The organism is Dyadobacter sp., from assembly GCF_017744695.1.
Taxonomy (GTDB): domain Bacteria; phylum Bacteroidota; class Bacteroidia; order Cytophagales; family Spirosomataceae; genus Dyadobacter.
Genome location: NZ_JAGIAS010000007.1, coordinates 14,660 through 28,444 on the forward strand (window position 1 = coordinate 14,660; position 13,785 = coordinate 28,444).

Annotated in this window: 15 protein-coding genes; 4 read left to right on the forward strand and 11 right to left on the reverse strand. The window is 49.0% G+C overall.

Translation table 11 applies throughout. The features are described from left to right. The first annotated feature begins 53 nt into the window (after window positions 1–53). Window positions 54–1,346 (forward strand): serine--tRNA ligase, encoded by a 1,293-nt coding sequence (gene serS / locus J7619_RS23245; protein ID WP_291204358.1) that lies wholly within the window; start codon window positions 54–56, stop codon window positions 1,344–1,346. A gap of 30 nt (window positions 1,347–1,376) precedes the next feature. Here the strand turns inward: serS and J7619_RS23250 are convergent, their stop codons facing one another. The 3 genes from J7619_RS23250 to J7619_RS23260 form a co-directional block, all read right to left on the reverse strand. Beyond that, on the reverse strand, window positions 1,377–2,720 hold the full coding sequence (locus J7619_RS23250; RefSeq protein ID WP_291204361.1) for a MutS-related protein: 1,344 nt from the start codon (window positions 2,718–2,720) through the stop codon (window positions 1,377–1,379). Window positions 2,721–2,835: 115 nt separating this feature from the next. After that, a complete protein-coding gene (locus J7619_RS23255) occupies window positions 2,836–4,092 on the reverse strand; it encodes a hypothetical protein (protein ID WP_291204364.1) in 1,257 nt (418 codons plus the stop codon). Beyond that, the gene (locus J7619_RS23260; protein WP_291204367.1) at window positions 4,089–5,360 is read right to left on the reverse strand and encodes a hypothetical protein; all 1,272 of its coding nucleotides are present in this window, start codon (window positions 5,358–5,360) and stop codon (window positions 4,089–4,091) included. The genes J7619_RS23255 and J7619_RS23260 overlap by 4 nt, the downstream gene beginning before the upstream one ends. Window positions 5,361–5,546: 186 nt before the next feature. On the opposite strand from J7619_RS23260, the gene J7619_RS23265 reads away from it, so the two are divergent. Together J7619_RS23265 and J7619_RS23270 are read left to right on the forward strand one after the other, a co-directional pair. Next, entirely contained in the window at window positions 5,547–6,686 is a 1,140-nt protein-coding gene (locus J7619_RS23265; protein WP_291205392.1) for an acyl-CoA dehydrogenase, read from the forward strand. Between the two features lie 172 nt (window positions 6,687–6,858). Continuing rightward, entirely contained in the window at window positions 6,859–7,788 is a 930-nt protein-coding gene (locus J7619_RS23270; RefSeq protein ID WP_090376150.1) for an AraC family transcriptional regulator, read from the forward strand. Between the two features lie 66 nt (window positions 7,789–7,854). On the opposite strand, the gene J7619_RS23275 is transcribed toward J7619_RS23270, so the two are convergent. Further along, window positions 7,855–8,292 carry a nuclear transport factor 2 family protein gene (locus J7619_RS23275; protein ID WP_291204372.1) on the reverse strand — a complete coding sequence of 146 codons (438 nt, stop codon included), beginning with the start codon at window positions 8,290–8,292 and terminating at the stop codon, window positions 7,855–7,857. A gap of 217 nt (window positions 8,293–8,509) precedes the next feature. Between J7619_RS23275 and J7619_RS23280 the strand changes: the two genes are divergently transcribed. Then, a complete protein-coding gene (locus J7619_RS23280; RefSeq protein ID WP_291204376.1) occupies window positions 8,510–8,899 on the forward strand; it encodes a hypothetical protein in 390 nt (129 codons plus the stop codon). On the opposite strand, the gene nadD is transcribed toward J7619_RS23280, so the two are convergent. From nadD to J7619_RS23315, 7 genes are all read right to left on the reverse strand, one after another. Continuing rightward, a complete protein-coding gene (gene nadD / locus J7619_RS23285; RefSeq protein ID WP_291204379.1) occupies window positions 8,900–9,472 on the reverse strand; it encodes a nicotinate (nicotinamide) nucleotide adenylyltransferase in 573 nt (190 codons plus the stop codon). 15 nt (window positions 9,473–9,487) lie between these two features. Continuing rightward, entirely contained in the window at window positions 9,488–10,057 is a 570-nt protein-coding gene (gene gmk / locus J7619_RS23290) for a guanylate kinase (RefSeq protein ID WP_291204382.1), read from the reverse strand. Between the two features lie 9 nt (window positions 10,058–10,066). Beyond that, window positions 10,067–10,354, reverse strand: a complete 288-nt coding sequence (locus J7619_RS23295) for a phosphohydrolase (RefSeq protein WP_106599622.1) — start codon at window positions 10,352–10,354, stop codon at window positions 10,067–10,069. Window positions 10,355–10,436: 82 nt separating this feature from the next. Beyond that, window positions 10,437–11,036 carry a sigma-70 family RNA polymerase sigma factor gene (locus tag J7619_RS23300; protein ID WP_015813277.1) on the reverse strand — a complete coding sequence of 200 codons (600 nt, stop codon included), beginning with the start codon at window positions 11,034–11,036 and terminating at the stop codon, window positions 10,437–10,439. A 221-nt stretch (window positions 11,037–11,257) separates the two neighbouring features. Then, complete coding sequence (locus tag J7619_RS23305; protein WP_291204387.1) at window positions 11,258–11,761, reverse strand: hypothetical protein; 504 nt, start codon at window positions 11,759–11,761, stop codon at window positions 11,258–11,260. Next, window positions 11,758–12,600: a rod shape-determining protein MreC gene (gene mreC, locus J7619_RS23310; RefSeq protein ID WP_291204390.1), complete on the reverse strand. Its 843-nt coding sequence runs from the start codon at window positions 12,598–12,600 to the stop codon at window positions 11,758–11,760. Before mreC ends, J7619_RS23305 begins: the two co-directional genes overlap by 4 nt. Before the next feature lie 119 nt (window positions 12,601–12,719). Beyond that, window positions 12,720–13,745 (reverse strand): rod shape-determining protein, encoded by a 1,026-nt coding sequence (locus tag J7619_RS23315; RefSeq protein WP_019946014.1) that lies wholly within the window; start codon window positions 13,743–13,745, stop codon window positions 12,720–12,722. Between the last annotated feature and the right edge of the window lie 40 nt (window positions 13,746–13,785).

Below are 13,785 nucleotides of genomic sequence, written 5' to 3' on the forward strand. Positions count from 1 at the left end.
AAAGTATTCAAATACTAAAAAGCTGATCGCCGAAAGCCGACAGCCGACAGCCAATGTTACAAACGAATTTTATCCGCGAAAACCGCGAGCTAACCATCGCGGGACTGACTAAAAAGCATTTCAAGGATGCCGAACAGGCGGTAGACCGCATTATTGAACTGGATGGAAAGCGTCGCCAGATCCAACAGGATTTGGATGACGTGCTGGCTGCTTCCAACAACAAGGCCAAGGAAATCGGTGCGTTGATGAAAGCTGGTCAGAAAGCCGAGGCCGAAACCGCCAAAGCCGATACCGCTGCATTGAAAGACCGTTCCAAGGCACTGGAAGAGGAGCATAAGGCATTTGAGGAAGCCCTGTTGCAAGAACTGGTAAAGCTGCCTAACCTCCCGCACGAAAGCGTCCCGGAAGGCCGTACGGCCGATGATAATGTGACTGTACTGGAAAGCGGTACCAAGCCTGCTTTGCACGATGGCGCATTGCCGCATTGGGATTTGATTAAAAAACTGGGTGGTAACCTGGCCCCGATCATTGATTTTGAACTGGGCAACAAAATTACCGGCGCAGGCTTTCCGGTGTACAAAGGTAAAGCTGCTCGTTTGCAGCGTGCGATGATCGCCTTTTTCCTCAATGAAGCGGGCAAAGCGGGTTATACCGAGGTACAGCCGCCAATCGTCGTGAATGCGGATTCAGGTTTCGCTACCGGACAGCTGCCCGACAAGGAAGGTCAGATGTACCACGCTACTGTCGATGACCTCTACCTGATTCCGACTTCCGAGGTACCGGTCACCAATCTGTACCGCGACGTGATCGTTGCCGAAAGTGAATTGCCGGTGAAAAACGTCGCATTCACGCCGTGTTTCCGCAGGGAGGCGGGTAGCTGGGGCGCACACGTACGCGGGCTGAACCGTTTGCACCAGTTTGATAAGGTAGAGATCGTGCAGATCAACAAACCGGAAGAATCTTACAAAGCCCTCGACGAAATGGTGGAGCACGTGAAAATGTTGCTCGAAAAACTGGAATTGCCTTATCGTATTCTGCGCTTGTGCGGTGGCGATATGGGCTTCACTTCCGCATTGACCTACGATTTCGAAGTATGGTCGGCCGGGCAGCAGCGCTGGCTGGAATGCAGTTCTGTTTCTAACTTTGAGACCTACCAGGCCAACCGCTTGAAACTGCGTTACAAGAATGCCGACAAAAAAACGCAGCTGCTTCACACGTTGAATGGTTCCGCATTAGCGTTGCCGCGCATCCTGGCGGCATTGCTGGAAAATAACCAGCTACCCGACGGAACGGTGAAAGTACCGGCCGTGCTGGTGCCATTCTGCGGTTTTGATGTGATTGAATAGAATATTTGAATGCAAATAGGTGAAAGGCTCTCATTGCGGTGAGGGCCTTTTCGCGTTTTGGAGCAATGCCGTCACGCCGGTTTGATCCATAATGAGCCTTCCCACTTTCTCAAATGCGGCGCCTTCTTCTATTTTAAATGTATTTTGAAATTGATTATCGGTAATGCGCGTGCGGAAGCATCGGAAGCTCAGCTTGGAATGGCCGGCATAATGTGCGATCAGCTCATGGAGGTGCGTAGAAACGAGAAAATAGGAGCCCTTGAAGCTCGAAAAGCCGTCGAGTACCGTTTTGGAACAATGTAAAGCATCCTCCTGGTTGGTACCGCGGAATAATTCATCCACGATCACAAAGCATTTTTCACTCCGGCTCAACGCTTCAGAAATCTGTTTGATACGCATCATTTCACTGTAAAAATGGCTGAAACCCTGATCGAGGTCGTCGGAGAGGTGTATGGAGGTAAAAAGCCGGTCGATAAATGATAAGTGCAGTGATTTGGCGGGCACCGGCCAACCCAAATGTGCGAGATAGACAATAATGCCGCAGGTTTTGAGGAAAGTGGTCTTGCCGCTGGTATTCGCGCCGGTGAGAATGCAGACGGGGTTGTTATGCGCCAGGCTCAGATCGTTGGCGACTGCGCCGGTGACAAGCGGGTGCCAGGCAGCTTCGGCATTGAAATCATTGGAATGTAAATCAAAAACCGGAAATGCAAGCTGATAGCGCTTTGCGGTTTTGACAATGGCCAGGCAGGCGTCCAGCTTGTACAGCGTGTCGAGCATTTGCCGGAACTGTTTTCTGTGGCTGATCCGCAGATGATAGTCGAGGTAAAAGATAGCGCTGTCGGATAGTCCTTCATCGTTTTTCCTCAAAAACATAGCCAGAATGGGGGAGAAGATGAACTTCCTGAGCCCGGCAATGTCGTCGGAAATTTCATCCGGGATAGCGGCCTCCGCCAGATGATCCAAAGTGGATTGAACCGCCCTAACCAGCCGCAGCGTTGCGAGTACGCCACTTTGAATGCGGTAATATTCCCCCTTGTTTCTGACCGAATACAGCCAGGTGTCAAACCAATGCTTGATCGCATCCTGCGACATCGAATGCGCCACGCTCAATGCATAGTAGCTTTCGGCTGCGGCGGCGTATGCTTTGGCAATGTGTACCTGCCAGGCCGTCGGACGCATGGCAATGGCTTTTAACAGGTCCTGAAAGCGAATAATGTCCTCGGGCGTTTCCTTGGGCCGGGTGATAATGCTTTTGAGATAATCACCGCCGCCTAGCGTTTCAGTACGGTTGTAGAAGGCGAAAATACTGGCCGTCCGGCTGTTTTCCGGCAGGAGTTGTAGTTCGTGTAGGGTATGCCGGTCAACGGGCTGCATTCGGGCGGTTTTGGGTTTTTCCAAATGTAAAAACCGGTACCGAATGCGGAGCGTTAAAGAAAGTTAAACTTGCGGTTCGGAAAATGGGTACCGCGAAGAAACAGAGGTCTTCCTGTTAATGCTGACTGGCAGGAACTTCCTCCTTTTTCGGAAATGCCAACCAGATGAAATACCCCGTCAGGACCACAATGGCGGTTTGCATCGAATAGTCGATGAGCAGTTCGGAAGACGCGGCCGTGTCGGAGGGCGTCATATAACAGGGCATGCCGAGCCGCCACCAATAGGACGGATGCACGACGCAAAGCAAGTTGAATACGAAAAGTATCGTAATTTGTGTTTTGTTCTTCCAGTCAATTACATAGAATACCAGCGGGAGCAGGAAAAGGAAGATATAATTGCTGTAAGCGCTCTGCTGTACGATCATCATCGTAGCGTACAGAACCACCCACACTTTGGAAAGCATTACGCGGAAATCGGCATGGCGAAGACGCCAGGCAGAAATGCAAGCTAACCCAACCGAAGCCACCAACCCGATCCAGTTCCAGAACTTTTCACCTACACCGATGGAGTTATAAAACCATGGATTGAGTATGGACTGAATATTCGGAGCACGTAAAGTCTTGGCCTCATCGAGCGGCTGCATGAATTCCAGCCCGACGAGCGGGTACAGAATCGCCAGCGAGATAATGCCGATAATGGCAATGGGGATGACGAAGCGGATCTTTTGTTTTTCCAGCAAAAACAACGGCACCATGATGAGCACGAAAATAGCTTTGGTCATCAGCAAGCCGATGGCGAGAATGATCGCGTACCATTCCACGCGCAAAGTGCGCTCACGCACGAGGTAGGCGAGCGTCACGAACAGCCACATCCACACATCCTCCTGCGCACCTATCACACATAGCACGAGAGAACCGGGCAAGAGCAGGTAAATGAGCGCCCGGAACAGGAATGTACCGCGCGATTGGAATGGCCTGAAAAAATGGTAGGAAACAAGCAATGCAATGCCGTCCATCGCTGCCATCGTGATGACGATCATTTTTGGATTATACCAAAGTTTGAGCCAAATGCCAAGGAAATAGGCGTAAAGTGGCGAGTAGGGCGACCAGAAATCGCGGTACACGACCTGGCCTAAAGAAGCCTTGCTCCCCTCGTCCCAGAAGCCGTTCACGTCCGAGGTCGGCTCCATATTCGCGATGAGGTATACGGCAATGAATGGCAGCAGTCGCAGGAGTATCCAGGCCACAGCCATGACCATGTTTGCGGACTTTGTTTCCAGCCAATCGGTCAGAGCGTCCTTTTTGAATAGTAATGCGGCAGTAACCAGTAATGCGGCTACGCTGATGGCGGTTTTGGCGAGGACTATATTCATGCCGCAGCCAGAGTTTGTGAATGAACCACCTTGCGATATGTTTGGCGGAGAATCCACAGGAAGCAGAGCACATTCAGGATCTGCAATACGTACTCGAAAAGATAGGACGTGTTGGCAAACCGGCTCAGCGATGTGTACGCGGGCTGTTTGATATACACCCACACAAACGGCTGCACTACTGTAAGCCAGTTCAATGCCAGCAATACAACCACGTGGGCGGTTTTACGAATATCAATGATTTCAAATACAACGGCCATCAGATAGGCGATCACATATGCGCCCATCGCGCTGGCCTGGAAGAGCATCATACACACGAAGCAGGCAATGAAAAGGCCCGGCAATACTTCGCTGATGTGCCTGTGCCGTGCTTTAAATGCCATGTACACGGGAATAAATACTGTAAACAAGAGTCCAAACCAGTTGATCAGCGTTGATTTCTTTTCATCGACATGGAAAACGATTTCTACAAATGGCCGGAGCACCGAGAATAGGTTGGGCGTCATGAGCTGTTCGGTATGCCGGATTGGCATCAGGAACAGGTCGCCGATCTGCCAGTAAAGGAAGCCCACAGCGGGTAAACCGATCGCCGCCATCACCAGCAGCATTTTAATGGGTTTTTTCACCATGACCAGCAATGCCGGCAGCAGGAATATGAATGTAACCTTGATCGTCAGCAAGGTCATCGCGTACAAAAGTCCGATACCGACCTCGTAGTTGCTTCTGTTTTTAATGGTATAACGCCAGATCAGCAGCGCCGCTCCCCAGAACCACACTTCTTCCTGCCCATCGACGAGGATGTACATGAATGCAGCAGGCAGCATGTAATAAATCGCGGCCAGTTGTAGTGCTTTCGGGGTTTTACTTTTGTAAGTATCGTAAGTAAGCCAGAGAATGGCGGTTTCCATCAGCACCATAAAAAGCACGATCGCCCGCGCATTGTGCCATATCCAGACCGGAATGCTGATAATGTACGCGTAAAGCGGTGCGTGGTACGACCAGAAATCGCGATACACGAAACCACCCGCTTTGGCGCCTTCTGCCTTGTAAAAAAAGAAAGGAATATCTCCCCGCGGTTCCTCATTGATGATCAGGAAAATACCGATCCAGGGAATGAGCCTGAAAAGCACAAAGCCTAATGTGAGGATCAGTTTATCGTTTTCTCGCTGCCATTTTGAAAACAGATCCGAACGGCTGATGGTCCAGATGATTCCGATTGTCAATGCAAGGTTGATGAGCAGCTTAATGTAAAAAACGGTAAGAACGGGCATGTGTAATCTGTCGTGATCAGGGCGCAAACTTAAGACAACTTTTCTTCAAAACGGCCAGCAAAACCCAAAGTTTTAATCGGTTAGGAAATTGTATGCTTGCATACTGTTTTCGTAAATCCTATTTTTGAAAATCTTCATCCTCAAAAATCAACGTCTTCTATGTCAGCTTCCCAACCACTTACCGGAATGGATTTCAACCTCAGTGAAGAGCACCAGGCGGTGCAGGCCGCTGCACGCGATTTCGCTCAAACCGAATTATTACCCGGTGTGATCGAACGCGATACTGCCCAACATTTCGACCCGGTATTACTGCGCAAAATGAGCGAATTAGGCTTTTTAGGCATGATGGTAGCACCCGAGTACGGCGGCGGAGGCATGGATACGCTCGCGTACGTGCTCGCGTTGGAGGAGATTTCGAAGGTGGATGCCTCGGCGGGGGTAATCATGTCGGTGAACAATTCGCTGGTATGCTGGGGCCTTGAAAAGTATGGTACGGAGGCGCAAAAGCAGCAATATCTGACGAGGCTTGCATCGGGCGAAATCATCGGTGCATTCTGCCTGTCGGAGCCGGAAGCCGGTTCGGATGCGACCTCGCAGCATACGACCGCATTCCTGAACGCCGACCACTATTTATTGAACGGCACAAAAAACTGGATCACCAGCGGAAATACTTCGTCGGTTTGCCTGGTGATCGCGCAGACACACCCGGAGGCGAAGCACAAGGGGATTAATACTTTCATTGTCGAGAAAGGCTGGAAAGGCTTTTCTGTCGGTCGCAAGGAAGATAAAATGGGTATAAGGGCCTCAGATACACATACTTTGATGTTTTCGGACGTGAAAGTGCCGGCGGCGAACCGGATCGGGGAGGACGGTTTTGGATTCAAGTTCGCGATGAATGTGCTGAATGGCGGCCGTATCGGCATTGCAGCACAGGCATTGGGAATCGCTGCGGGCGCATTTGAGCTTTCCTTAAAATATTCCAAGGAGCGGAAGACATTCGGCAAACCCATCGCCGAGCACCAGGCGATCCAGTTCAAATTGTCGGAAATGGCGACGAAGATTGAAGCCGCCCGGTTACTTGTTTACAAAGCCGCCCGGTTGAAAGACGAGGGCAAGGACTACATCCAGGCTGCGGCTATGGCAAAATTGTATGCATCCGAAGTGGCGATGTGGGTGACAACAGAAGCCGTCCAGGTGCACGGGGGCTACGGTTATGTGAAAGAATACCACGTAGAGCGCCTCATGCGGGATGCGAAAATCACACAGATTTATGAAGGTACCTCCGAAATCCAAAAACTCGTAATCGCCCGGGAGCTTCTTAAATAATTAGTAATTCTCCCAAAAGTCGATTTTATTCTGAATGTTGGATTAAAATAATATCAAAATATCACTTTTTTTCAAATTTTTGTGAAACTATACTTGTATTAGTTTTGTACAATTTATTAGATTTGTACAAAATTTGAAAAATCGGTCAAAACGGCCCTTAAATATATCAAGTATGGAAGACTATAATAAGATTATTGAGTCGTTGGGGGTGAAATTTGTGAAGGCCCGTCATATCAGGATTTTACAGCCCATCACAATCAAAAACTTTTATGACGTACAGAACTCTTTGACCATTCTGTACGACGGTGAAGTTTCTTTCGGATCCGACGAGCCTCAGAGGGTTGAGGAAGGGGATATGCTCTTCATTCCGGGAGGTAAGCATGCTACCGTGACATACGGAAACGGCGCATCCGCCAAAACCGTGTCGAACGAGGAGTTCATGACCAACCGTGACAATTATATCGAAGCAGGCCACGATCCGGCATTGATCGGAAAGTTGCCAAACTCTTTCGGTTTGATCTCTTTCGAAGCGAAAGTATTTGATACCGTAAACTTCTTTACGTCCCTGGACGTGCCTCCGTTCCTGATCAAACGCGACGACCAGATCGCTGCGACGATCAACCAGATCCTGACGGAAGATATGCTCGATACGCCGGGTAAAGGCCGTATCATCAAGATCAAAACCGAAGAGGTGGTGATCGAGATCATCCGTTATATTTTGAAAAACAAACTGTTCGTAGAGCAGCTCGTTACCAACAGTACCTATTTCAAAGATCCTCGTCTGATCGACATCTTCGCTTACATCAAGGATAACCTGGGTGGCGACCTGTCGAACAAGGTACTCGCGAACGTAGCGAACGTTTCAGAGGATTATGTAGGCCAGTATTTCAAAATGCTGACCGGTATCAACCCGCAGGATTATATCGAATACCAGCGCATGGAAAAAGCTGTGGATCTGCTCCGCACCTCGAAGAAAAGCATCCGCGCGATCGGTTCCGATGTGGGTTACAAAGACACCGCTTATTTCTGCCGCCGCTTCAAGATGATGTTCGGTATCCCGGCCGGAAAAATGCGTCGTCGCGAATCGCTGATGAATGTTTAGAATGTAATGTTAGACTATAATTGAAAAAGAGAACTGGTTCCGGTTCTCTTTTTTTATGCCTTGACATTACTGGGCGGGCGTCAGCTGTACGGTCGTAATCTTCCATTTCCCGCCCGAGCGAACGCATACGCTTGTGTACGCGACATTCCCATTGAAGCCGTTGTTCTGAATCCGTGCGCTTACATTCCAGAAGCCCTGCACGACCGCTACGTCCCCGTACGTACGCGTGCGTGTGCCCGTGAGCATGCCGGAGTCGACAATAATGTAGCCTTGCCCGATAGCTTGCTGTAACGAACGGCCATCGATCGTCTGGCCATTGTAATTGGTTACGGTAAAATCATTGGCAATGAGGTTACCCACGGCCGGTGCGTTCTCGTCCAGTAATGCCTGAAAAAACAGGTTCGAGCAATCGGTACCGTCGACGGGTTGTGGGGCATTGTCTTGCGCTAATGCCGCCAGTGAAACGAAAATCAGGGCGAAAATGGTCAGGAGTTGTTTCTTCATGGGTATAGTCAGTTGTAGTAGTCAGGTATGGTCAGTAGTAGTGCGGTATGGTCAGTTGTAGTCAGGTATAGTCAGATGTAGTTAGGTATGGTCAGATGTAGTCAGGTATAGTCAGTTGTAGTCAGGTATGGTTAGATGTTGTTTGGGAGAATGCATTGCAAGATTCTCGCATTGTATGGCTAGATTCGCCTCAGTTTTGAATGAACGAATCATGACAATGAAATTATCTATAAAAATTCTTCTTACAGCGTTGATAGGTGTGATTGCCGGCTGTTCGAGTGCGCCCGATAAATTAGGCAACCTGGACCTTAAAAAATGGCGGGGTGATCGCGGAGGGTGCAACGACGTTCGCAAAGGTCTTGAAGGCGATTTTAAAAGTGTTGAAAAAGAATTGAAGGGAAAGTTTGCCGACACGATCGGAGAAATACTAGGTCGGCCGGATATTCATCAGCTTGGCGAGCGGAATACCAAATTCTATGTTTACTTTCTCGAAAAAGGTCCGCAATGCGAGAATATGCAAGCCAAATCCGATGCGAGAAAGGTGTTACTTAAGTTCAATGCAGTTGGATTGCTGTCCGAAATTACCTACCAGGACAGGCCGCTCTGATTACTGATAAAACTTCTTGATCTTAATCAGCTGCTCCACGGGTTCGGGCACCATGTAGCGGATCGACTGGCCTTTTTGAATGCAGGCGCGGAGGAAAGTAGCCGAAATGTCCAGCAATGGCGCTTCCACGAATTTCACATCCGGATGGTTACCGAATGCGTGTGGTTTTGAATGAGGCCGCGGGTAAACATAAAGGCCCGTGTATTCAAGGATCTTCTCGTAGTTCTTCCAATTCGGAAATTGCGCCAGGTTGTCTTCTCCCATGATCAGCTTGAACTGGTGCTGCGGAAATTTCTCCTGCAAGCGCACGAGCGTGTCGATGGTATAGCTTGGCTTGGGCATATGAAATTCGATATCGTTCGCCCGAAGCAGCGTATTGTCCGAAATAGCGCGCTGCACGAGGTCGAAACGGTCGAATTCGTGCAGGAGACTATTATTTTTCTTGAATGGATTTTGCGGGCTCACGATAAACCAGACCTGTTCGAGGTCTGTCGTCGTGGCCATGGTGTTGGCGATGATCAGGTGACCGACATGAATAGGATTGAACGATCCGAAAAACAGGCCGATCTTCATTGCGTTGAATAAAATTTAGGATTGGATGAATGCCTGAACGAGGTCTTCCGCTTTGGCCAGCGTTTCGTCCAGTTCATCATTGACAAGCACCACGTCGAATTCGTGCTCGAAACTCTGTTCGTAACGCACTTTGGCCAGGCGTGTGGCCAAAGTTTCTTCCGTTTCCGTACCGCGGCCCGACAGGCGGCGCTTAATTTCTTCATCGGAGGTAACTTTCACGAATACGGCGAGTGCGGCGTCGCCATATGCTTCTTTCAGTTTTAACCCTCCCTTCACATCCACATCGAAGAGGACGTGCTTGCCTTCATCCCAAAGGCGCTGTATTTCTGATTTAAGTGTGCCGTAGTAATTGCCGGCGTAAACTTCCTCCCATTCCGCAAACTGCTGATCCGCTATTTTCTGACGAAAGTCCTGTAAGGTCAGGAAGTAGTAATCTTTGCCATCTATCTCATAGTCGCGGCGCGGGCGCGTACATGCGGAAACAGAAAATGCCAGTTGTTGTGTGTATGTATTTAAAAGATGCCTTACGATGGTGGTCTTTCCGGATCCGGAAGGGGCAGAAAATATGATAAGCTTACCTTTCACTCGAACAGATTAACTGTTAATTTTTGAAATAATCGTATTAAGAATGCTATCCGGGCAAGGTTTCTTGACAATTTTCATGTTGAGGGAATCCTTGATGCACTTTTCCAGGCGATACGCCTCGATACAAGGGATGCATTTATCCATGTTTTCGCGGAAGTGGTCCTTCTCTGCTTCGCTCGCCTCATCATCCAGGATTGCCTGAATAATTTTCATACACTCAGCATGGTGCTCGCAGGTATGCTTCATTTGTTTTTGCGCAACTTCTGTTACAGAAGGCGTCGTGGAAGATGCATTCATTAGTTAAAATGAAAAAAGAATAATGGAATATTGTACAGTTGTACCCTATAACCGAAGAGGTTGCAAAAAAAGTTTCACAACCCTATGAATCATATCCCATTGAGCTCGCGTAGCTTCTGAGTTTTTCTTTCAGGAGGTTACGTGCGCGGTGCAATCTGGACCTCACCGTTCCGATAGGAATGTCCAGGATTTTGGCCATCTCTTCGTAGGTGAAACCCTCGATGTCGCAGAGAATGATGACCGTTCTGAAGTCGACAGGCAGGGCGTTGAGTGCGTTCGCAACTTCATCGCCGATCAGTTCCTGTACAGCATCAGCACGGAGGTCTACGGTATAAGTGGTATCAGATGCTTCCTCGGAATTATAGGTCGTTTCAACTTCCTGATAATCAACTTTGGAAGGTTCTTTACTTTTTTTACGGTAGTCGTTGATGAAGCTGTTTTTGAGGATCCTGAAAAGCCAGGCTTTTGCGTTGGTACCCTGTTCGAATGAAGATATAAAACGGAACGCCTTCAGATATGTGTCTTGAACCAGGTCGTTTGCATCGTCTTCGTCCATGGTGAGGCGGAAGGCGAAGTTGTACATGGAGTCAATGTGTGGCATGAACTCGCGGTTAAATACTTCATAACGAAGATCGTCCGTGTATTCATTAGTCGTGAGCGTTTCTGACATGGCAACTAACATAGGAATGCTGAATTTACAAAGATTAATAACAGCTCCAATTCGTACAAATTAAAATTTGATAAATGGCTGAATGGAGCGTCCTAACTGCCCTTATTTCACGATAAAATTAAAAAGAGCTGGGATGAATAACCTGCTTCCCAAACGGTGTCGCCTCGTATCGTTAATTTAATGTTATTACATCAAATTCCGAGCCAAAAACGAGGTCCCGCCAAAATGTCATGCTAGCGTTTGGAGAAGAGTTCCAGCAGGATAATGAGGATGGTGGTGAAGAGCGTGCTGGCACCGATGCGTATCAGTGTGTAAAGGATCATTCCAAAGTTGTTCATCTCCATCAGGAACAGCATGGAATGGTGGATCAGGATCAGCGGGAAAATGTACGAAACAAATGCCCCCAGCCCTTGCGCACGTATGCCCACCTCTGCGCGCTCGGCCCCGCGCGACTTCATCTGGTAATGGATCAGGAATGGCCGGAGATAGGCGATCAGCACCGTTGCCGAGGCGTGCATCCCGAATGTATTCGAGAAAACATCCACCACAAAGCCTACTGCGAATGCTATAAGCAACGTATACATCCGGTCCATGTCCGCGGGCAGCAGCAGAATGGCCGCAATGTAAATGAAACAGAACGCGTAGTTGAAAAGCACGATATTCCGCATGAAGAAGATCTGCAAAAACAGGTAAAGCAGGATCATCAGGGAATATTGTATCGCCTCGCGTAAGCTCATTTTTTCAGTTCTATGGTTCTTGCTTTAAGATTTTCCTGTTCTACAAGTTGGTGATTTTGTACCACATACACGTACGACAGGTTCCGGAAGTCGGTGGCTAGTTTGAGCACAATATTGTAAAAAGTCTGGTTCGGGTTCACGGCCACGCTCTGTACTTTCCCGACCATAATGTTCGGCGGGAATACCGAGTTCTGGTCCGATGTTACCGCTGAGTCACCCTTGTAAACTTTGGTATACTTCGAAACATCGATCATATCGATCAGGTTAGGATCTTTTCCGTCCCATTTGGCATAACCGATTTCCTTGCTCCGCACCAGCTTGGACGAAACCATGAAGTTCGAATGCAGGATCGAGGTAATGACCGAGTAATGCTGCGAGCAGAACCGCACCTTACCCACCACGCCGGTGGCCGAAATAACACCCATACCCGGCTTGATACCATGCGCCGTGCCCTTGTCGATCGTGATGACGTTGTTTGCCTTGTTGGTTTCATTATCCACCACTTTCGCCACGGTGTACGAGAACCTCGCTGCGAATGCTGAGTCCGGCACATAACCCGCGGGCAACTGGCTGGGGTTCGTCTGGCTGAGCTTCGCTACCAGCGCGTGCAAATGCGCGTTCTCGCTGGCGAGGTCGGCATTGATCTCGTCGAGCTTGGTATAATCCCGCACCGAGTTCGAAAACGCGAGCGTTTTAGCGACGTAGTAATTGGAAGTATTGAAATAGGTAGCTCCCCAGTAGGTATTGTTGCGCACGATCATCCAGGCACTGAGCACTTCCAGCAACACAAATACCAAAAAGAAACGATTCCGGACGACGAAATCAACGAGTTGGAGCATGGGGTTAAATGTTCACGCGCAGTTCATCAATTGGTGCACAAGAAGCACGTTGCGCAAAAATAGAAAATTTTTTACGCCCGGCGCATCGTACGCATATGGATGAACTGCGCGCTCCGATCCTACGAAATCAGTACAGGCTTGTATAGTTCGAGGTTTTTGAGGACTTCCCCGGTACCTTTTACAACAGCCTTCAACGGATCGTCGGCGATGTGTACTGGCAACTTGGTTTTTTGGGCGATACGTCTGTCGAGGCCATGGATCAATGCACCGCCGCCTGTCAGGTAAATACCGTTTTTGAAAATGTCCGCAGAAAGCTCAGGAGGAGAAATTTCAAGGGCTTTCATCACGCCCTCTTCAATTTTGGAGATCGATTTATCGAGAGAATAAGCGATTTCGCTGTAAGTGACGCGGATTTCCTTGGGAATACCGGTCATCAAGTCACGGCCGCGGATCTGGTAGTCATCCAGTGGGATTTCGAGCTCCGGAGATGCGGAGCCGATTGCCATTTTGATCAATTCGGCAGAACGCTCACCGATCAGCAGGTTGTGTTCGCGGCGCATGTAATCGACGATATCACGTGTGAAGACGTCGCCCGCAATGCGCACCGACTGCTCGCAAACGATACCCGACAATGCGATTACCGCGATTTCGGTTGTACCGCCGCCGATATCGACGATCATCACCCCGTTGGGCTGCGTAATGTCGATACCGATACCGATAGCCGCCGCAATAGGTTCGTGTACCATGTAGACTTCCTTCGCACCTGCATGCTCGCAGGAATCCTTTACCGCACGTTTTTCAACCTCGGTAATTCCCGAAGGAATACAAACCACCATGCGATGGGAAGGAGTGAAGAAACGGCTGCCGGTGTCGATCATTTTGATCATCCCCCGGATCATCATTTCAGCCGCGGTAAAGTCGGCAATCACCCCATCCTTCAATGGACGGATGGTCTTTATATTCTCGTTCGTCTTCTCGTGCATTTGCATTGCCGTATGGCCAATCGCCAGCACTTTGCCGGTGGTTTTGTCCATGGCAATGATCGACGGCTCATCAACAACAACAGTATCTTTATGGATGATCAAAGTATTGGCAGTACCTAAATCAATCGCTATATCGCTCGTCAAAAAATCAAACAATCCCATATATAATGTTAAAAACTTTTGCTCCCTTTGATTTCAGGAT